The sequence below is a fragment of the Arthrobacter sp. SLBN-83 genome (genome assembly GCF_006715285.1).
In the GTDB taxonomy this organism is placed as follows: Bacteria; Actinomycetota; Actinomycetes; order Actinomycetales; family Micrococcaceae; genus Arthrobacter.
Genome location: NZ_VFMX01000001.1, coordinates 883,406 through 902,482, shown reverse-complemented (window position 1 = coordinate 902,482; position 19,077 = coordinate 883,406). Strand labels below are relative to the sequence as shown.

The 19,077-nt window shown below is 67.6% G+C and carries 16 protein-coding genes; 9 read left to right on the top strand and 7 right to left on the bottom strand.

All coding sequences use genetic code 11. The features are described 5' to 3' along the window. Nucleotides 1-2: 2 nt before the first annotated feature. Genes FBY30_RS04045 through FBY30_RS04030 form a run of 4 tightly spaced genes read right to left on the bottom strand, consistent with a single transcriptional unit; the run spans nt 3 to nt 3,492 of the window. Nucleotides 3-395, bottom strand: a complete 393-nt coding sequence (locus tag FBY30_RS04045; protein WP_142131349.1) for a universal stress protein — start codon at nt 393-395, stop codon at nt 3-5. Then, complete coding sequence (locus FBY30_RS04040) at nt 392-1,981, bottom strand: tripartite tricarboxylate transporter permease (RefSeq protein WP_142131348.1); 1,590 nt, start codon at nt 1,979-1,981, stop codon at nt 392-394. Before FBY30_RS04040 ends, FBY30_RS04045 begins: the two co-directional genes overlap by 4 nt. Next, a complete protein-coding gene (locus FBY30_RS04035) occupies nt 1,982-2,485 on the bottom strand; it encodes a tripartite tricarboxylate transporter TctB family protein (protein WP_142131347.1) in 504 nt (167 codons plus the stop codon). Beyond that, nucleotides 2,482-3,492 (bottom strand): Bug family tripartite tricarboxylate transporter substrate binding protein, encoded by a 1,011-nt coding sequence (locus tag FBY30_RS04030; protein ID WP_142131346.1) that lies wholly within the window; start codon nt 3,490-3,492, stop codon nt 2,482-2,484. Before FBY30_RS04030 ends, FBY30_RS04035 begins: the two co-directional genes overlap by 4 nt. 317 nt (nt 3,493-3,809) lie before the next feature. On the opposite strand from FBY30_RS04030, the gene FBY30_RS04025 reads away from it, so the two are divergent. Together FBY30_RS04025 and FBY30_RS04020 are read left to right on the top strand one after the other, a co-directional pair. After that, nucleotides 3,810-5,390 carry a sensor histidine kinase gene (locus FBY30_RS04025; RefSeq protein ID WP_142134894.1) on the top strand — a complete coding sequence of 527 codons (1,581 nt, stop codon included), beginning with the start codon at nt 3,810-3,812 and terminating at the stop codon, nt 5,388-5,390. Continuing rightward, nucleotides 5,387-6,052 (top strand): response regulator, encoded by a 666-nt coding sequence (locus FBY30_RS04020; RefSeq protein WP_142131345.1) that lies wholly within the window; start codon nt 5,387-5,389, stop codon nt 6,050-6,052. The genes FBY30_RS04025 and FBY30_RS04020 overlap by 4 nt, the downstream gene beginning before the upstream one ends. A gap of 24 nt (nt 6,053-6,076) precedes the next feature. Here the strand turns inward: FBY30_RS04020 and hutG are convergent, their stop codons facing one another. Continuing rightward, a complete protein-coding gene (gene hutG / locus FBY30_RS04015) occupies nt 6,077-7,069 on the bottom strand; it encodes a formimidoylglutamase (protein WP_142131344.1) in 993 nt (330 codons plus the stop codon). Between the two features lie 204 nt (nt 7,070-7,273). Here hutG and FBY30_RS04010 point away from each other — a divergent pair, with 204 nt between their 5' ends. Further along, entirely contained in the window at nt 7,274-8,578 is a 1,305-nt protein-coding gene (locus FBY30_RS04010; protein WP_142131343.1) for a cation:proton antiporter, read from the top strand. A gap of 64 nt (nt 8,579-8,642) precedes the next feature. Here FBY30_RS04010 and FBY30_RS04005 read toward each other — a convergent pair whose 3' ends face one another. Then, complete coding sequence (locus FBY30_RS04005; RefSeq protein WP_142131342.1) at nt 8,643-10,085, bottom strand: NCS2 family permease; 1,443 nt, start codon at nt 10,083-10,085, stop codon at nt 8,643-8,645. A 111-nt stretch (nt 10,086-10,196) separates the two neighbouring features. On the opposite strand from FBY30_RS04005, the gene FBY30_RS04000 reads away from it, so the two are divergent. After that, nucleotides 10,197-10,877 carry a copper resistance CopC family protein gene (locus FBY30_RS04000; protein WP_142131341.1) on the top strand — a complete coding sequence of 227 codons (681 nt, stop codon included), beginning with the start codon at nt 10,197-10,199 and terminating at the stop codon, nt 10,875-10,877. Nucleotides 10,878-10,932: 55 nt separating this feature from the next. Here the strand turns inward: FBY30_RS04000 and FBY30_RS03995 are convergent, their stop codons facing one another. Continuing rightward, nucleotides 10,933-11,568 (bottom strand): NAD(P)-binding protein, encoded by a 636-nt coding sequence (locus FBY30_RS03995; RefSeq protein WP_142134892.1) that lies wholly within the window; start codon nt 11,566-11,568, stop codon nt 10,933-10,935. 473 nt (nt 11,569-12,041) lie between these two features. Between FBY30_RS03995 and FBY30_RS03990 the strand changes: the two genes are divergently transcribed. From FBY30_RS03990 to FBY30_RS03970, 5 genes are read left to right on the top strand one after another with little or no spacing between them, the layout of a single operon-like run. Next, nucleotides 12,042-13,082, top strand: a complete 1,041-nt coding sequence (locus FBY30_RS03990) for a universal stress protein (RefSeq protein ID WP_142131340.1) — start codon at nt 12,042-12,044, stop codon at nt 13,080-13,082. A gap of 51 nt (nt 13,083-13,133) precedes the next feature. Further along, nucleotides 13,134-15,989, top strand: a complete 2,856-nt coding sequence (locus tag FBY30_RS03985; RefSeq protein ID WP_142131339.1) for a PEP/pyruvate-binding domain-containing protein — start codon at nt 13,134-13,136, stop codon at nt 15,987-15,989. 48 nt (nt 15,990-16,037) lie between these two features. Next, a complete protein-coding gene (locus tag FBY30_RS03980; RefSeq protein ID WP_235009331.1) occupies nt 16,038-17,159 on the top strand; it encodes a LolA family protein in 1,122 nt (373 codons plus the stop codon). Nucleotides 17,160-17,203: 44 nt separating this feature from the next. Further along, nucleotides 17,204-18,181: an ABC transporter ATP-binding protein gene (locus FBY30_RS03975; protein WP_235009330.1), complete on the top strand. Its 978-nt coding sequence runs from the start codon at nt 17,204-17,206 to the stop codon at nt 18,179-18,181. Nucleotides 18,182-18,194: 13 nt separating this feature from the next. Then, nucleotides 18,195-19,055: an ABC transporter permease gene (locus FBY30_RS03970; protein ID WP_142134886.1), complete on the top strand. Its 861-nt coding sequence runs from the start codon at nt 18,195-18,197 to the stop codon at nt 19,053-19,055. Nucleotides 19,056-19,077 lie beyond the last annotated feature (22 nt).

The following is a 19,077-nucleotide window of genomic DNA, read 5'->3' as shown; positions in this document are numbered from 1 at the left end:
TGCTAGCCGGCCTTTACTGCCAGCACCGGGCAGTCCGCCTCCAGCAGGATGCGCTGGGACGTGCTGCCCATGATCAGTTTGCCCACAGGGGTGCGGCGGCGCAGGCCAATCACGATGAGGTCGGCTTTATGTTCCTCGGCCGCGTCCAGGACCTCGGCCGCGGCGTCATGGCCCCGGACCGGCCGCTTGATCAGGTACTGGATGCCCTGGCTGGCCAGCCGCTGCTCAATGTCCTGGATCTCGCCTTCAGGGGCGAACCGGTTGTCCACCGTTGCCTCGCCCTTGGAGGAGTTGATCAGCACCAGGGTGCTGTTGTTCTTCCGGGCTTCGGTGATGGCCTGCGTCAAGGCGGCTTCGCCTTCAGGGGTGGGGACGTATCCCACAACAACGGTCATGGTCGCTCCTTATGGTCGGAATAAACGGCATCGTGGTTCGAGTGGACCGTATCACCGGCTTCCGTGGCAAGGGCCGATGCCCCGGCGGCAGGAGCAGCAGCCGCACGGTTGCGCCGGATCAGCTTGTACGCAAAGGGCCAGAGCAGGATGAGGGCAATGATGACGTAGATGACGACGGCGATCGGCTCACTGAGGAGCCCTGCCGGATCACCAGCGCTCAGCTGCAGGGTCTTGCGGAGCTGCCCCTCAATCCTCGGGCCCAGGATTACACCCAGGATCAGCGGCAGCACGGGCAACCCGAAGCGCCGCATCATGAATCCGAGGGCGCCCAGGACCAGCAGGAGCACCAGGTCGAACGCCTGCAGGTTCACCGAGTAGGCGCCCAGCGTGGCGAAGAACAGGATGCCGGCGTACAGGTACGGGCGGGGGAGTTGCAGCAGCTTGGCCCACATCGGTGCCAGCGGCAGGTTGATGATCAACAGCAGGAAGTTGCCGATGAAGAGGCTGGCGATCAGCGCCCAAACCAAGGGACCCTCGCTGGTGAAGAGCTGCGGGCCCGGCTGGATGCCGTAGGACGTGAAGGCGGCCAGCATTACCGCCGCCGTGGCGTTGGTGGGCAGGCCCAGGGCCAGCATCGGCGTCAGGGTGCCGGCGGCGGCAGCGTTGTTGGCTGCTTCCGGGCCGGCCACGCCTTCAATGGCGCCCTTGCCGAACTCCTCCGGGTGCTTGCTGAGGCGCTTTTCCGTGACGTATGAGAGGAAAGTGGGGATCTCGGCGCCACCGGCCGGCAGTGCACCGAAGGGGAAGCCGAAGGCGGTTCCGCGCAGCCACGGCTTCCAGGAACGCTTCCAGTCCGACTTGCCCATCCAGGGCTGCCCCACCGGGATCGCGTGCAGTGGGGTCCGGCGCAGGTGCGCTGCCACCCAGAGGGCCTCGCCAACAGCGAAGATGGCCACGGCCACCACCACGATGTCCAGGCCATCCGCCAGGAGCGGCTGGCCGAACGTCAGGCGGCGCTGGCCGGTGACGGAGTCCATGCCCACCAGGCCGATGGCCAAGCCAAGGCCCAGGGAGGCGAAGCCGCGCAGCCGTGACGAGCCGAGCACGGCCGTGACCGCCAGCAGGGCGAGGACCATGATGGCGAAGTAGCTGGGGGCACCGAGGCTGACGGCAAACTTGACCACGATCGGTGCGCAGACGGCCAGCAGTGCGGTGCCAATGGTGCCGGCAACGAACGAGCCGATGGCCGCCGTGGCAAGCGCCTGCGCCGCCCGGCCCGCCTTGGCCATCTTGTTGCCCTCAATGGCGGTCACCACGGAGGACGATTCGCCGGGGGTGTTGAGGAGGATGGAGGTGGTGGAACCCCCGTACATGCCGCCGTAGTAGATGCCGGCGAACATGATGAAGGCACTGGTGGGTTCCAGGGCGTAGGTGACAGGAAGCAGCAGGGCGACGGTCATGGCCGGGCCCAGGCCGGGGAGGACGCCGACGGCGGTGCCCAGGATGACGCCGATGACGGCGTACAGGAAATTCATGGGGGTCAGGGCGGTGGCGAAGCCGTCCATCAGGGAGGACCAGACGTCCATTTAGAGGATTCCTTCCAGGAGGCCGGCCGGCAACGCAATGCCCAGGCCGAGATAGAAGCCGTAGAAGGTCAGCAGGGACAGTGCCACGGAGATCAGCCCGTCCCGGATGTAGCGGCGGCTGCCGAGGGCCAGGACACTGCCCCAGAACAGGACGGTCCCGGAGATTACCCAGCCGGCCCAGTCGATGAGCAGGATGTTCGCTACGAAGGCTCCTGCCAGCGGCAGGATGGTCTTCCAGTCGGCGGGGTGGTCAAGGTCAACGTCTTCGCCGCCCTCGGCCTCGCCCTTGCCGCCGCGCAGCACGTTAATGGCCAAGAGGACAGCGCAGACCACCAGCATGCCGGCAACGATGAACGGGACAGTCTTGGGCCCTACCGGGTCCGACTTCGAATACGGGGTTACCAGGCCGTTGGCGTCCAGGAAGACCAGGACGCCGGCCGCCCCGAGCAGGAGTGCGACTCCCAGCTCGGAGCGGCCCTTGAGGCCTGTGGTCAGGGACGTCACGCCAACCCAAGCTTGGTGAGGACGTCCGCCACCCGCTTGTCCTGCTCGGTGAGGAAGGTCTTGAACTGGTCACCGGTGATGAAGGCGTCGGTCCAGCTGTGGGTCTTCAGCGCTTCCTTCCAGCCGTCGGTCCCGTGCATCTTCTCCAGGGCGGCGATCAAAGCTTCCTTGTCCTTGTCGCTGATGCCCGGAGGGGCCACGACGCCGCGCCAGTTGGTGAACACCAGGTCGATATTGGATTCCTTCAGCGTGGGTGCATCCACGCCGTCCAGCCGCTTCTCGCCACTTGTGGCCAGGACGCGGACCTCGCCGGACTCGATCTGCTTCAGGTACTCGCCGGCACCGGACGCTGCGAAGCCCAGCTTGTTGCCCAGGATCGCGGGCAGGAGGTCGCCGCCGCCGTCGTAGGCCACGTAGTTGACCTTGGTGGCATCGATGCCCACGGCGCCGGCCAGCTGCATGGGCAGCAGGTGGTCCGGGCCGCCGGGGGATGAGCCGCCGCCCACTGCAATGGAACCGGGATCGGCCTTCCAGGCCTTCACGAGATCATCGATGGTCTTGTACGGCGAATCCTTGCTGACCATGATGGCGCCCGGTTCCTCGATGAGGCGGGCCAGCGGGGTGGTGGAGGTCAGCTTGGACTCGGACTTGTTGGTGTAGCTGGCACCCACAACGCCCAGGCCCATGAGCATGGCCAGGTCGCCGTTGCCTTTTTCGTTGACGATGCGGGCCAGGCCCACGGTGCCCCCGGCACCGGCCAGGTTGAAGACCTCGGTGTTGGTGGAGATCTTCGCGTCGTCCAGGACCTTCGCGGCGGCGCGGGCAGTTGTGTCGTAGCCGCCGCCCGGGGAGTTGGGGACCATGATCTGCAGGCCGGTGATGGGTCCGGCGGCGGCGCCGGTGCTTTCCGAACCGGTGGAGCTCTTGCCGGTGGCACCGCAGCCGGTGGCCATCAGGGCGATGCCGGCAGCAACGGCGGCAATTCGCAATGCGCGGATCTGGCGCATGTGTTCCTCTTCTCTCAAAACAAATCTGATCAGCATCAGTTGACTTGTGTTTCCGATGCCTTGCGGTTCTGATGCTAGGGGCGGCCGTGACGGCGATCACTCTTGTGTACGCAGAGAAAGTTGTGTTCATTGCGTTCACGTTTCCAAAACCCCACAGCGTCCCCGCCCAGGCTTTGGGAGGGTGGCTTTGGGATATAGTTCCCGGTACACCCGGCCCTGCGCCTGTGCTGCTGCGCCCACCTTGCCCGCCAGCCCGCCGTACCGGAGAACCGCCCTACCGCACCACCAGGAAGACCATTGTGACTCGACGACGAGGAATGTCCCTCGCGGGGCAGTACCTGCTGCTGCAGTTGCTCATTGTCCTCGCGGTCCTGGTGGGCGTGGTCGCCATCTCGCTGGCCCAGTCCGCTGCCGCCTTCGAGCGCACTGAAGGCAGGCGGGCCCTGTCCGCTGCAGAAGCCCTGGGCGGCAATCCCGTGGTTCGTGAACTCCTCCCTGAGTCACAGGCGCGCGGCGGTGCCGTGCTGCCGGCCGTGGCGGAATCGGTGCGCATCGTCTCGGGCTCCTCAAGGGTGGCGCTGGCCAAAATCGACCGGACCGTGGTGGCGTCCTCGGATCCCAGCCTGCTGGGTGAGCCGCTGGAGCTTGGCGCCAGCAGGGTGATGGAAGGCAGGGCCTGGACCGGAGTGGTGGGCGGAACCCCGGCCCCGCTGCTGTCCGCGCACGTCCCGGTCCTGGATGACACCGGGCACATGATCGGGATCGCTTCCATCAGCCGCAGCTATCCCACCATGCTCGAGCGGCTGGGTGACGCGGTCCCCAACCTCCTGACGTACCTGGGCGTGGCCAGCGTCCTGGGCATCGCCGGGTCCCTGCTGCTGTCCCGGCGGGTGAAGCGGCAAACCCTGGGCATGGAACCGAGCGAAATCACCAGCCTGGTGGAAAACCGCGAAGCCATGCTGCACGGCCTCAAGGAAGGCGTGGTTGCGCTGGACCTGCACGACCGGATTACGGTGGCCAACCACAGTGCGCGTGCCCTGCTGGGCCTCCCGCCCGACTGCGTGGGCAAGCGTGTGGCGGGACTCGCCGTCGAACCTGCCTTGAAGGAAGTCCTCACCCACGAGCAGCCGGGGCCTGACCAGCTGGTGCTGGTGGGGGACCGGCTGGTGGTGATGAACCGGCTGCCGTTCGAATCCCGTGGCCGCGTGATCGGCTCCGTCACCACTTTGCGCGACCGCACGGAACTTTCCGAGCTGGAGCAGGAACTGGGGACCACCCGCACCGCCACGGACACCCTCCGCGCCCAGGCCCACGAGTTCGCCAACCAGTTGCACGTCATTTCCGGCCTGATCCAGATCGGTGAGTACGATTCCGTGGTCCAGTTCGTCAACGGTGCCACCGTGGACCGGACCCGGCTCAATGATGAAGTGACCGGCCGCATCAAGGACCCCGCGCTCGCTGCGCTGCTGATCGCCAAGTCGAGCCTCGCCGCCGAACGCGGCGCAGCCCTGCAGCTGGACCCGGACTCCATACTGGACAGGGTCGATGACGGGCTGTCCAGGGACCTCACCACGGTGGTTGGGAACCTCGTGGACAACGCGTTCGACGCCGTCACGGGCCTCCCGCACGCCGCCGTCCGGGTGTTGGTGGAAGGGAGGGCCGGGGAAGACGTTGTGGTGACGGTGCGGGACAACGGCCCCGGCGTTCCGGGCGGAGCCGCCGACCGGATTTTCCGCCAGGGCTTCACCACCAAGGAACCGGGTCCCGCCGGAAGCCGCGGCTTCGGCCTGGCGCTGTCCCGGGTGGTCTGCCGCCGGACCGGCGGGAACCTGGCCGTGGCCAACGATAATGGGGCTGTCTTTACCGCTGTGCTGAAACGAGGAACCAACCAGCCATGATCAAGGTCCTGATTGTCGACGACGACTTCATGGTGGCCAAGGTGCATGCCGGCTTCATCCAGCGCACACCGGGCTTCACCGTGGTGGGCGCGGCACACACCGGCGCCCAGGCCATTGCCGAGACCGGGCGGCTCCAGCCCGACCTGGTGCTGCTGGACATCCACCTTCCGGACATCAACGGCCTGGACCTGATGCAACGCCTTCGGGCTGTGGCCCCTGAGCTGGACGTGCTGGTGATCAGCGCGGCGCGCGAGGTGGAAACTGTGCGGAAGGCCCTGCGCGGCGGCATAGTCCACTACCTGATCAAGCCCTTCTCGCAGACCGACCTCCAGGAACGGCTGGAGCACTACCGCAACGCCTACCAAAGCCTGGATGCGTCCAAGGACGTGGCGGAACAGTCTGACGTCAACAGGGTGTTCGGCCTGGACCGCGCCGAACGGCCGCTGCCCAAGGGCTGCAGCATCGAGACGCTGAGGCTGGTGGAGGCCGCATTGAACGCCGCCACCGGCGATGTCTCGGCAGCGGAAGTGGCCGAGGAACTCGGAACCTCCCGGGTCAGCGCGCGCCGCTACCTGGAATACCTTCATGACGAGGGAACGCTGGACGTGCGGCTCAAGTACGGTGTGGGCCGTCCGGAACGGCGCTACGTCCTGAAGGCCTGACCCTTTGTGGGCGGCACCCTGCCGTCAGCGCAGCAGGGTGTCCACCAGCCGTGCCGCCGTCCGGGCCGTGCGGCCGTCGATGTCGAACGCAGGATTGAGTTCCGCCACGTCCAGGTGCAGCAGCTTGCCGCTTTGCGCCACCTGCCGGCACACCGCGGAAATGACGGGCAGCGGCACGCCGTACGCAGCGGGCGCGCTTACCCCAGGCGCCGCGGCGGCGGGCAGCACGTCAAGGTCGATGGTCAGGTACAGGACGTCAATGTCGGCCAGGAAGCCGTCGACGAAGTCCCGGACCCGGTCCGCGTCACAGTCCTCATCCAGCAGGTATTGGACGCCCAGCTTTTCCGCGGTGTCGAACAGGACCCGCGTATTGTTCGGCTCCGAGATGCCCACGACGGCGTAGCGGAATTCGCGGCCGGCGTCCGCCTCCGCGCGGGCCATTTGCAGGAACGGTGTACCGGAGCTGGGGATGGCCTCGTCGCGGAGGTCGAAGTGGGCGTCGAGGTTCAGGACGCCGAGGCGCTGCCCGCGTTGAACGGCAGGCGATGCGGCGACGCCGAGGTAGCTGGCGTAGGCCGTTTCATGGCCGCCGCCCAGCACGACAGTCTGGTGCCCGGCGTCGAGCAGGGCCGCCACTGCCCGGCCAAGCCGTTCCTGGCCGGCTTCCAGGTCTTCCCCGGAAACCACCACATCACCAACGTCAGCCACCGCGCGGTCCAGGTGGAAGGCCAGCGGGCCAAGGGCTCTGCGCAGGGCAGCCGGGGCCGCGGAGGCTCCGGTGCGGCCCTTGTTGCGGCGCACACCCTCATCGCTGGCGAAACCCAGAAGGGCGGCAGGCTTCCGGCCCGGGACCGGGGAGGGCGGTTCTATGGACGGCGCCCCCGCCGCTTCTCCCTGCCACGACGCACTGCCGGAGTTCACTGCCTGCCACCATCGGCGGTGGCCGGGACCGTCGCCGTCGAACCTTCCCGTCCAGGGCTGCGGCGGGACATCGACGTCGGGGAATTGGAAGGACATGCTCCAAGCTCACCGCATGCCGGCCGCGAAAACCAGCAAGGCCGCCGTCGTCCTGTCCGGGATCCAAGAACCCGCACTGGAAGCAAGCCTTTGCGGGAGACAGCGCGCCCGATGGGTACAAGGAATAGGGTGAGACCCAGCGGGTCCGCGGCAGCATGCAATTCCTGCCGGCCGTTCACCCAACAATTCCAGGCTGGAGAGCCCATGTTTGAAGCCCCCGACATCCTTTTTGCCGCGGCCGGCCTTGCCGTCTTCGTTGCCGCGGTGCTGCCCAAGCTGCTGCGCAATATGCCCCTGTCCATGCCGATGGTCTTCCTTGGCGGCGGGATGGGAGCATTTGCGCTGATCCCGTCGCTGCCGGACCCGAACCCGGTGGAGCATAGCGATTTCGTGATGCACCTTGCGGAAGTCTGCGTGATCATCTCGCTGATGGGTGCCGGGCTTGCCCTGGACCGGCCACTGGGGCGGAAGCGGTGGGCCACCACATGGCGGCTGCTGGGCATTGCCATGCCACTGTGCATCGTGGGGCTGACCCTGCTGGGCATGTGGTTCCTGGGGCTGGGGTTGGGCGCGGCGCTGCTGGTGGCCGCCAGCCTCGCGCCCACGGACCCTGTGCTCGCTTCGGAGGTGCAGGTGGGCGAGCCCGCGGACCAGGACGAATACGCCGACAAGGAAGACGAGGTGAGGTTCGGCCTCACTTCGGAAGCCGGGCTCAATGACGGCCTGGCGTTCCCGTTCGTGTACCTGGCCATTGCCATCAGCGTCGCCGGGGCCAGCCCGTCCGCCTGGTTCGGCGAATGGTTCGGACTGGACGTGCTGTGGCGGCTGGCGGTGGGGCTTCTCGTGGGTTTTCTTACCGGCAAGCTGCTCGCGAGGTTGTTCTTCTCGGCCCGTGCCGACAGCCTCCGGCTGTCCAACCACTCCGAAGGGTTCGTGGCACTGGCGGCGACATTCCTGGCGTACGGGCTGACGGACATGGTGGAGGGCTACGGGTTCATCGCGGTGTTTGTCTGTGCCCTGACCATCCGAGCGGCAGAACGTACCCACGGCTACCACCGCGTGCTGCACTCCTACGTGGAGCAGTTGGAGCGGCTCCTCACCGTGGTGATCCTGGTCCTGCTCGGCGGCGCCATTGCCCGGGGGCTGCTCGCCGGCGTCGGCCCTGCCGAAGTGCTGGTGGCGCTGGCCTTCCTGCTGGTGGTCCGGCCGCTGGCTGGCTGGCTGGGCCTGCTGGGCGGCAAGACCGGCCCGCGGGAGCGCGTGGCACTGTCCTTCTTCGGCATCCGCGGGATAGGTTCCGTGTACTACATCGCGTTTGCGCTGGCGGAGGGCCACTTCACGGAGCAGGCGCACTGGCTCTGGTCCTTCGTTGGGTTGGTCATTGCGCTGTCCATCGTGATCCACGGTGCCACCACCTCGCCGCTGATGAACCGGCTCGACCGGCTGCGGCAGCGCAAAGCCCTGGCAGTATCCGGGGACGAGGGGCTGGCACCGAACACTCCGGTGTAAACGCCCGTGCAAATGAAAAAGGGCTGGTGCGGCAAACGCCGCACCAGCCCTTTCTGCGCAGGGGTTACTTGATGCCCAGTGCAGCCTCGATGGGGCCGATGGCGAAGAACAGCGCGAACGCTGCGGCCACGGCCCACATGAGGGGGTGGATGTCTTTGGTGCGGCCCTGGACGGTCCTGATGATGACGTAGCTGATGAAGCCGGCGCCGAGGCCGTTGGCGATCGAGTAGGTGAACGGCATCAGGGCGAAGGTCAGGAATGCCGGGATGGCAATGCCCCAGTCCTGCCAGTCGATCTTGCCCACCTGGGACACCATCATGAAGCCCACCACCACAAGGGCGGGGGCCACGGCCTCGAACGGCACCAGGTTGATCAGCGGGGTGAAGAACATGGCAACCAGGAACAGCAGGCCGGTGACAACGGAGGCGATGCCGGTCCGGGCACCTTCACCGATGCCGGCACCGGCTTCAACGTAGATCTGGTTGGAGGATACTGAGGCGCCGCCGCCGATGATGGCACCCAGCGCGTCCACCTGGAGCACGCGGTCGACGTCGGGGATGTTGCCGTGCTCGTCCACCGTGCCGGCCTCGTTGGCAAGGCCCACCATGGTGCCCATGGCGTCAAAGAAGATACTGAGCAGGATGACGAAGGCCAGCAGCGTGGCCGCGACGAAACCGAGGTGCTGGAAGGCGCCGAACGGGTTGGCCTTGCCAATCAGGGACAGGTCCGGGGCAGCCCAGCCGGAGAATGCGGGAGCCACCAGGGACCAGCCCTGCGGGTTGAAGTTCTTGCCGTCGAAGCTGGGTCCGATGTGCAGGGTCGATTCCAGGATGACGGCCAGCACCGTGGAAGTGATGATGCCAATCAGGATGGCACCCTTGACCTTGCGCACCACCAGGGCGATGGTCAGGATCAGGCCGAACACGAACACGGCGGTGGGCCAGCCCAGGAGCTTGCCTTCGAAGCCCAGGCCAACGGGCACCGTGGTGCCTGCGACGTCGGGGATGCGGCGCACGAAGCCGGCGTTGACCAGGCCGATCAGGGCGATGAACAGACCGATGCCCACCACGATGGCGGTCTTGAGTCCGTCCGGCACGGCTTTGAAGACGGCGGTACGGAAGCCGGTGAGGACCAGGACCAGCATGGTGAGGCCGGAGAGGACCACCAGGCCCATCATGTCCGGCCAGGTCAGGCCGGGGTTGGTGGCCACGGTGACTGCGACGAAGGCGTTGACGCCCAGGCCGGTGGCCAGGGCGAAGGGGTGCCGTCCCCAGGCCCCCATGAGGATGGTCAGGATGCCTGCCACCAGCGCGGTCACGGCGGCCACCGCGGTGAAGCCGAGCGTGGTGCCGCTGGAGTCCGCGCCGGACAGGATCAGGGGGTTCAGCACCACGATGTAGCTCATGGCGAAGAACGTGGCGAACCCGCCCCGGATCTCGCGGGAAAGGTTGGAGCCGCGCTCGGTGACCCTGAAATACCGGTCCAGGGCAGAGCCTTGCTTAAGCATTAGTCCTCCGGGGGAGTGTGTGGGAATACCTGCATCCTAATGGTGCGGGAGGGGTTGGGCCGCCAAATGCGCCTAGTCTGTAAGGAAGCCAACACAAGGAGCACCCCGCACATGCGCCCAGCCCGCCCCCAGTTGCTGAGCCTGGTGCTCGGTTTCTTCGTTCTTGTAGCGGCAACTCTGGGCCTGACCAGCCCAGCATCGGCCCACGACGCCGCAGAGTCCACCAGCCCGGCCCAGGGTGCTTCGCTCGCCGCGCCGCCGGAGGAGGTCTCCGTGACCTTCGGCAACACGCCGCTGGGCATCGGATCGTCCTTCTCGGTCAAGGATGCGGGCGGCACGGAATGGGCTGACGGCTCCGTCCGGATCGTTGACAAGGTGGCAACGCAGAAGCTTCGGCAGGGCGGCCCGTCGGGTGTGTACACCGTTGTGTGGCGCGTGGTCAGCTCCGATTCCCACCCCATCGAGGGCACCTTTACCTTCACCGTGGCCGCCGGCGCGGGCGGTGCTGCCCCCTCCGGTGCTGCCCCCTCCGGTGCTGCCCCCTCCGGTGCGGCGTCCTCCGGAACTTCCACGGCGAAAAGTTCGACGGCGGCGGGTACCGTGCCGGGCATGGGCACGGCACAGCCCGGGGTGACGGAAGAGCCGTCCAGGCCCGCCAACGCCGGAGAGCCCTTCCAGTGGAGCATTGTGATCTTTGCCGTCGTCGCGGTGGGGCTGCTGGTGGCCCTTGGCGTGCTGGCCCGGCGCCGGCTTAACGGCGAGGGGGACGCGGGAGGGAATGACGGGGAGTAGCTGCCGCCAGCATGGCCGGAAGGCCGGGAGCTGACGGCGGGAAGGGAGTGGGGCGTCAGCAGCCCAGCACCGCAAAGCTCCCCGTTGCCGGGAAGGCGCCGGGTAGTTGGGCGGTGCCCTGGTTGACCTTGGCGGAGATTGCCTGGCCCACGGTCTTGGCCTGGCGCAACACTTCCTTGGGCGAGGGCGTGATCAGTTCGCCCACCCCCACCAGGTAGATGCCGATGGCCCGCATGGCCGCGGCCACGTTGCGGCCAACCGTAATGCCAAAGTCATTGAGCATGCGCCGCAGCTGGCTGTGCGCGCAGCGGGTCAGCACAATGTGGTCGGCCACCAGGACGCCCGTGGGGGTGTGCACCCGCCACTGCGGGGTCGATTCGTTTTCCGGGCCTTCCACCATGGTCAGCTGGACCGCGCGGGTGGTGTTTCGGACATCGACACGATGGCTTGCCGCGTAATTGCGGAGGTGGCGGAGGATCTCGTTCCGTTCCCGGAGGGTGTCGCCGTCTGCTGCATCGCAGCGCTGCAGGGAGGAGGTGTTGGCGGGCTGGGTGGCGCCAAGGATATCCAGGCCGTCCACCACAATGGAGTCCACGCCGTGGCGGCGCAGTTCGGCGGCCACGGCCAGCCCGGACAGGCCCGTGCCAATGATCACCGTGGTGGTCTGTTCGGTCCCGGCATCCCCAGGCATGCTTGACACTACAGTTTCCCTCCTTCGAAGCTTTCAGCAGGTGCCGGCATCCTCGCCGGCCCGCGTTCCGGTAACCCCAAATTCCGGACGCAGAACATGGCCGGAACCGTCCTGGCAGGAAGTTGCGCTTGGCGTCCCGGACCAACAATGTCCTGAAGACTACAGAACAAAAGCGGCTGTGAATAGCCCAAAGGAGAAAACAGTCTGCAGGGCGTGAAGGCGCTTTCCGACCTTCGGCCTAAAGGCTGTGGACAGTTGCGTCCAACTGCCCCTGAATGGGCTGGCCGAGCCTGTGGATAACCCGGCCAACGTGCTCCTGAGCAGGCTTGCTAAGCCTAGGGGGACGGAGAATAGTGGGAAACAGGGAACGGTCATTTCCCGCCGGTGCAGCCCGGAATCGGGATGTGCAGGGGAGGGGCGGTTTTCTGGCAGAATAGCCGCAACATCAGGCGTATCGCGAGGAGGCGGCCCCCATGGGCTCACGAGAGTTGCATCCGGACCCGGCCCGGGATGGTGGCGGTGCGTCTGACGCTCCCCATGGCATCGTGGTGGGCGTTGACGGCTCGGACCATGGCCAGTGCGCCCTGGTGTGGGCCGCGCGGGAAGCCCAGCGCCGCCGTCGTCCTCTCCATATAGTCACCGCCTACTCGGTGCCGATCTTCGCCGCGTCCGGATTGGACGGCGGCTACGCCACGGTGGACGACTCCGTTATCCGCGAAGGTGCCGAGGCCATTCTCAAGCAGGCGCTGGAGAAGATCGCGCCGTACGACGTGGACGTGACGTCCTCCGTGGAAAACGGTGACGCGGCAGGAGTGCTGCTGGAGATCTCCGAAAGCGCGGAACTGCTGGTGGTGGGAACCCGCGGCCGCGGCGGTTTCGTGGGCCGGCTCCTGGGCTCGGTCAGCAGTGCACTTCCCGCCCACGCCAAATGCCCCACGGTGACGGTGCCGTTGTTCTGCTCAGACAGGCTCGGCGAGACCACCGAGGACCGCCGGGTCAAGGCCGAGCAGGCCAAGTCCGGCTACCGGCAAGTGGAGAACGTGGTGGTGGTCGGGGTGGATGGCTCCGATCAGGCGCGCGTTGCCGTCCTCGAAGCGGCCGACCAGGCCCAACGCCTCGGCGCCTCCCTGCGCGTGGTGTGCGCCGTACCCCAGTACAGCGGTTCCCTGGCCTGGGTCCCGGCGCCGATGGACCGCAAAGCCCTGTTCGATGACATCCGGGTCACCTTGGAGGCCGGCATGGCCTGGCTTCGCAGCCACTACCCCCACCTTGACGCCGAGTATGAGCTGAAGGACGGTTCCCCGGTTGACGTGCTCGTTGAAGAAAGCCGGCACGTGGAGCTGGTTGTGGTCGGCACCCGCGGCCGTGGCGGCTTCACCGGCATGCTCCTGGGTTCGACGTCCGACGGCGTGCTCCATCACGCCAAGGGACCGGTAATGGTAGTTCCGGACCGGGAGGACCCGCGCATGGCGGACCGTGCGCGGTTCGGCCCAATATTGGGCGACGCCGCCTAAGCCACAGGACTGCCAGGCAACAGGGCTTTTCAGGCATACGGTACCTGGGACATGGCGCAGCAAAGGCCGCAGTTGGTTGGCACCAGCCCGGACGATGGGCTGGTGCTGGAGCTGCGCGGCCTCGACGCCGGGATGCTGGCACTGGTGGGCGGCAAGGCAGCCAACCTCGGAGAGCTGTTGTCCGCCGGGTTGCCCGTGCCGGAGGGGTTCTGCCTTACTACCGTCGCATATCGGCAGGCAATCGGGGCCCACCAGGCCCTGCTCCCCGCGCTGGCAGGGGTGTACGCAGCCTTGAACGCTGCAGTCGGCGCTGGAGGGGAACCTTCTGGAATAGCCGTGCTGGCAGGAAAGGCGCGGGCGGCAATTGAGGCAGCGCCGGTTCCCGCCGCCGTCGCCGAAGCCGTAGCGCATGCCTACCGGGCCCTCGGTCCGGATGTTCCGGTGGCGGTCAGGTCTTCGGCCACCGCAGAGGACCTGCCGTTTGCCAGTTTCGCGGGGCAACAGGACACGTACCTCAATGTGGTGGGAGTGCCGGCGGTACTGGACGCCGTCCGGCGTTGCTGGGCGTCGCTGTGGACGGACCGGGCAACGGCATACCGGGCAAGCCTGGGGATCGACCCTTCCGGGGTGGCGCTCGCGGTGGTGGTGCAGCGGATGGTGGACGCCCAGACAGCGGGCGTCATGTTTACGGCGAATCCGCTCACCGGCAGCCGCCGGCAGGTAGTGGTGGACGCCAGTCCCGGCCTGGGCGAGTCGGTTGTCTCCGGCGCGGTCAATCCCGACCACTTCGTGGTGGATGCGCTGACCGGCAGGGTGCTGGAACAGGAACTGGGCGCGAAGGGCGTTGAGGTACGGCCGGTCCCGGGCGGCGGGACGCATATCCGGGAGTTGCCGGAGGACCGCGACACGGCATGCCTGACGGAAAGCCAATTGCGCGCGCTCGCCGGGCTGGGCTTGCAGGCCCAAGAGTATTTCGGTGCCCCTCAGGACACCGAGTGGGCCATCGACCCGGCAGGTACCCTCTGGCTCACACAGTCCAGGCCGATCACCACCCTGTACCCCGTTCCGAAGAGCAACGGCGCCCCGGCCAGGGCTGCCCGGGGGAAATCGCTTGGCGGTACACGGGCCTACCTCTGCTTCAGCCTGGCCCAGGGGCTCACCCGGCCGCTCACCCCCATGGGGCTCGCGGCCGTATGCCTCATTGCCTCCTCCGTTGCCGCGGCTGCCGGTTTCCCTGTCCCCGATCCCCGGCGCGGGCCGTCGCCCTATGCCGAGGCCGGGCAGCGGATCTACGTTGACTTCACTACCCCCATCCGCAGCGCCATAGGTCGACGCATCATTCCCCGGGTTTTCGACGTCATGGAAGCGCTGACCGCCACGGTCATGCGCCGGCTGATGGAGGACCCAGCCTTTTCGGTGACCAGCAGGACGCCGTTCGGGCTGCTGCGCCACATCGCGCCAGTAGCGATCCGCGCCAAGGTTCCCGCCACCCTCGTCCATGCCCTGTTCCGGCCCCGCGCGGCCCTGCGCCGGCTGGACCAGTTCACCCGGGACTTTGAGGCCTCACTGGCCCCCGATGCAGGCGCTGACATCATGGCCCGCCTTGACCACGCCGAATCGCTGGTGGGGTCACGCCTGTTCCTGATTGTGCCGGCCATCCTGCCCCTTCCCGCCTTGGGCTTCGCCATGGCGGGCCTTGCCGGAAAGCTGCTGGGCGGGAGCGCATGGAATGAGCTGCAGACGGTGATCCGCGGCCTGCCGCACAATGTCACCACGGAAATGGACCTGGAATTGTGGCGCTTGGCAACGGCCATCCAGGAAGACACTGACTCACGCACCGCGCTCCTGGCGGAGAATCCTTCCGTCCTGGCGGCCGCTTTCCACGCCGGGGAGCTGCCCGCCCGCCTGGACGCCGGCCTGGCAAGGTTCCTGGAAAGGTACGGCCAGCGGGCAGTGGGTGAAATCGACGTCGGACTGCCGCGATGGTCGGAGGAACCGGAACACATCCTGGGGATCCTGGCCAATTACCTCCGGCTGGATAACCCGGCACTGGCCCCTGATGCCCAGTTCAGCAAGGCGGCCGAGGACGCGGAAGAGCAGGTGGACCGACTGGTGGCCCGGGCCGCCGCCCGTGGCAGGATTCGGGGACTCCTGGTACGTGCCGCCCTGCGCCGGGCCCGGTTGTTCGCCGGCCTGCGGGAGCTGCCAAAGTTCCTGCTGGTGACTGGCCTCGGGGAAGTCCGCCGGCAGCTGCTCCTGGTGGGGAGGGAGCTGGAGCAGGCGGGCGCCATTGAGTGCCGGGACGATGTCTTCTTCCTGGATTTCGCTGAGGTTCGCCGGGCATTGGCGGACAACACTCCGGGTGCGGAAAGGCCCGCCCAGGACCTGCGGCGGCTTGTAGCGGGCCGCCGCCAGGAGTACGCCCGCGAGCTCAGGCGCCGGCACATCCCCAGGGTGCTGCTCTCTGACGGTACCGAACCCGAAGCGGTGCGGACCGCCGTCGGAAACTCCGGGGACGGAACTTCCGGGAATGGGACCTTGGCCGGCAGCCCGGCCTCGGCGGGAACGGTGACTGCCCCGGCGCGGGTCATCCTGGACCCGGTCGGCGCCCGCCTTGAACCGGGCGAGATCCTGGTGGCGCCATCCACGGACCCCGGCTGGACTCCGCTGTTCCTTACTGCAGGAGGGCTGGTAATGGAGATGGGCGGAGCGAACTCGCACGGCGCCGTGGTGGCAAGGGAGTACGGCATTCCGGCGGTGGTCGGAGTCCCGGACGCTACCGCCCGCATCAGCACCGGCCAGGAAATAACGGTCGACGGCGGTGCGGGAACCATAGTGCCGCAACCTCCAGGAACGCCGCAGGACGGAGGGCTGCGGAAGGGAGCGGAGCCGCCGGCACGGGCGTAGTCTTTACGTATGGGCTCCAACAGGCTGGGTTCCAGCGGACGCTTGCAAGTGAATACCACAGCACCAGCCCGCCGGGCGTGGCTGCGGTGGCTGCCTGCCGTGGCGGCACCGGTCGTCATTGCCGCGGGCGCCCTCGCAGGCTCCCTCCCGGCAGGGGCCAGCGACCCCTTGCCGGCCAAGACGCCCGCCCAAGTCCTGGAGCTGGCAGCCAGCCATCAGGTGCAGGTATTTTCGGGGACCGTGGAGCAGTCGGCCGACCTGGGGTTGCCGGAGCTTCCGGCTACCGGCAAGCCGTCCGCGTCCGCGTCCCCCGGCAGCGTGGCTTCCGTGATTGAGCTGTTGTCCGGCAAGCACACCGCCCGTGTCTTCATGGACGGCAAGGACAATGCCCGGGTGCAGGTGATGGACCAACTGGCCGAGCGGGATGTCGTCCGCCATGGCAACGATGTGTGGTTCTACTCGTCCAAGGACAACACGGCAGCGCATATTGCGATGCCTGCGCGCGACGCCGCGCTGTCAAAGGACCACCAGGGTGCGGGCGGAATGCACACGCCAGCCGAAATGGCCCAGCAGTTCCTGTCAAAGGTTGACTCCACCATTGCCGTTTCCGTGGGGCCGGACGTTTCCGTTGCCGGCCGGGCAGCCTACAACCTGCTGATTGAGCCACGCACAGACGCAACCTTGGTGGGCAAGGTGGCCATCGCCGTCGACGGTCAAAACGGCATGCCCCTGTCCGTCCAGATGACCGCACGCGGAGCGGACAAGCCCGCTTTCAGCTCCGGCTTCACCAGCCTCTCCCTGGCCGTGCCCGATCAGTCGGTCTTCGCCTTCACTCCGCCGCCGGGCAGCACCGTCAAGGAACTCCCGGTTCCGGACAAGTCCCTTGAACAGGCTGATGGTTCCCATCAGGACGCCATGTACAAGGGCGCCAAGGGGCAAGTGTCCGTGACCGGCACAGGCTGGGAAACCGTGGTGGGCACCGCAAAGGGTAATGCCCCGACAGCCGAATCCGTCCTGCAGGATCCGCTGTTGTCCCAGGCCGCCGTCGCCGTACCCGGTGGCCGGCTGCTCTCCACCGCACTCCTGAACGTCCTGGTCACCGATGACGGACGCGTCTTCGCGGGAATGGTGCCGCCGGAACAGCTGCAGTCGGCAGCAGCGGCCCAGTAAGTGGTGGCCGGAGGGGGAATGGTGGCCGGGCGGGGGCTGCTCCGGTGAGCGGCGCCCTGGCGATTGAAACCCGGAGCCTGAGCAAGCACTTTGGCCAGCAGGCCGCCGTCGACCGCGTGGACCTGGCCGTTCCGCACGGGACGGTCTTCGGTTTCCTGGGGCCCAACGGGTCCGGCAAGACCACCACCATCCGCATGCTGCTGGGCCTGGCCGCAGCGTCCGCCGGGACGGTAAGCCTGCTGGGCCGCGAGATGCCGGACAAACTCCACGAGGTCCTCCCGCGCGTGGGCGCCCTGGTTGAAGGGCCGGCCTTCTACCCCTTCCTCTCCGGCGCCGCCAACCTCCACCGGCTGGATTCAGCCAGCCCCCACACCGTGCCCGCCACCCGGAAGGCGCGGGTGCAGCAGGCGCTGGAGCGCGTGGGCCTGGAACACGCCGCAGGTAAACGGGTGCACGCGTATTCGCTGGGAATGAAGCAGCGGCTGGGCATTGCGAACGCCCTGCTCTCGCCGCGGGACCTGCTGGTGCTGGACGAGCCAACCAATGGGCTGGATCCGCAGGGCACCCGGGAAGTGCGCAACCTGGTGCGGTCCCTGGCGCATGAGGGCACCACCGTTTTTGTGTCCAGCCACCTGCTGGCCGAGGTGGACCAGATGTGCACCCACGCCGCGGTGATGAGTGCCGGCAGGCTTGTGGCGCAGGGGCCGCTGGCTGAGCTGCGGCAGGCAGGGTCCACCCGGCTTCGGTTGGTGACGCCCGACGGCGGGACGGCCCGGGAGGTCCTGGCCCGGCTGGGGTTGGCACCTGACCCCGGACAGGCTGAACCGCGTGCACAAGCCGATGGGGAGACCGTTGTGGCAGTGCTCCAGGCCGGCGCCCAACAGCCGGAGGTGCTCCCGGAGGACGTCGTGGCGCACCTGGTGCAGGCCGGGGTCCGGGTCCGGGGCTTCGCCGTCGAGCGTGAAAGCCTTGAAGACCGCTTTGTTGCCCTCACCGGGGAAGGATTCGACGTTGCCCAGTAGCGTGCCGGCCGAGATGCCCGAAGCCGCCGGAACGGCCCGGCCGGCAGCAGCACCGCGAAGCTCCGGGTTCTCCCTGCTGGGGTCCGAGCTCAAGGTCCTGTTCGGGCGCCGGCGGACCTGGGCGCTGCTCCTGGCCCTGGCCGCCATCCCGGTCCTCATCGCCATCGCAGTGAAGGTCTCTTCCGCCGTCCCGCCCGGCCGGGGTCCCGCGTTCCTTGACCGGATCACCCAAAACGGCCTGTTCGTTGCCTTCACCGCGATGCTGGTCTCCGTACCGCTGTTCATGCCGCTTGCGGTAGGGGTGGTGGCCGGGGACACCATCGCCGGGGAGGCGAACCTGGGAACCCTCAGGTACCTGCTGGTGGCACCGGCCGGACGGGTGCGGCTCCTGCTGGTCAAGTACGCAGGCGCGTTGGCCTTCTGCATCGCGGCACCCTTGACCGTGGGCGCCGCAGGTGCGGCCATCGGAGCGGCCCTTTTCCCGGTGGGCCCGGTGACGCTGCTCTCCGGCGGCGTGGTCCAGCCGGGCGAAGCTGCCCTGCGCATCGTGCTGATCGCCGCCTACCTGGCGGTGTCCCTGGCGGGCCTGTCCGCAATTGGGCTGTTCCTGTCCACCCTGACCGTGGTTCCGGTCGGAGCGATGGCCGCCACCGTGGTGGTTTCGGTGGTGTCGCAGGTCGCGGACCAGTTGCCGCAGCTGGAGTGGCTGCACCCGTGGCTCTTCAGCCACTACTGGCTCGTTTTCGGCGACATGCTGCGCCAGCCGCTGGTGTGGGATTCCTTCGCCAGCAACGCCCTGCTCCAGGCCGGATACGTGGCAGTGTTCGGAGCGCTCGCCTATGGCCGGTTCGTCACCAAGGACATTCTGAGCTGACGACGGCGGCGGGGCATGTCAG

Bases quoted from the DNA above. Each gene is read 5' to 3' on its own strand.
- FBY30_RS03985 (WP_142131339.1), top strand. From the start codon at position 13,134: ATGGCGCAGCAAAGGCCGCAGTTGGTTGGCACCAGCCCGGACGATGGG.
- FBY30_RS04040 (WP_142131348.1), bottom strand. From the start codon at position 1,981: ATGGACGTCTGGTCCTCCCTGATGGACGGCTTCGCCACCGCCCTGACC.
- hutG (WP_142131344.1), bottom strand. From the start codon at position 7,069: ATGTCCTTCCAATTCCCCGACGTCGATGTCCCGCCGCAGCCCTGGACG.
- FBY30_RS03970 (WP_142134886.1), top strand. From the start codon at position 18,195: ATGCCCGAAGCCGCCGGAACGGCCCGGCCGGCAGCAGCACCGCGAAGC.
- FBY30_RS04010 (WP_142131343.1), top strand. From the start codon at position 7,274: ATGTTTGAAGCCCCCGACATCCTTTTTGCCGCGGCCGGCCTTGCCGTC.
- FBY30_RS04020 (WP_142131345.1), top strand. From the start codon at position 5,387: ATGATCAAGGTCCTGATTGTCGACGACGACTTCATGGTGGCCAAGGTG.
- FBY30_RS04025 (WP_142134894.1), top strand. From the start codon at position 3,810: ATGTCCCTCGCGGGGCAGTACCTGCTGCTGCAGTTGCTCATTGTCCTC.
- FBY30_RS04005 (WP_142131342.1), bottom strand. From the start codon at position 10,085: ATGCTTAAGCAAGGCTCTGCCCTGGACCGGTATTTCAGGGTCACCGAG.
- FBY30_RS04045 (WP_142131349.1), bottom strand. From the start codon at position 395: ATGACCGTTGTTGTGGGATACGTCCCCACCCCTGAAGGCGAAGCCGCC.
- FBY30_RS04000 (WP_142131341.1), top strand. From the start codon at position 10,197: ATGCGCCCAGCCCGCCCCCAGTTGCTGAGCCTGGTGCTCGGTTTCTTC.
- FBY30_RS03990 (WP_142131340.1), top strand. From the start codon at position 12,042: ATGGGCTCACGAGAGTTGCATCCGGACCCGGCCCGGGATGGTGGCGGT.
- FBY30_RS04030 (WP_142131346.1), bottom strand. From the start codon at position 3,492: ATGCGCCAGATCCGCGCATTGCGAATTGCCGCCGTTGCTGCCGGCATC.
- FBY30_RS03995 (WP_142134892.1), bottom strand. From the start codon at position 11,568: ATGCCTGGGGATGCCGGGACCGAACAGACCACCACGGTGATCATTGGC.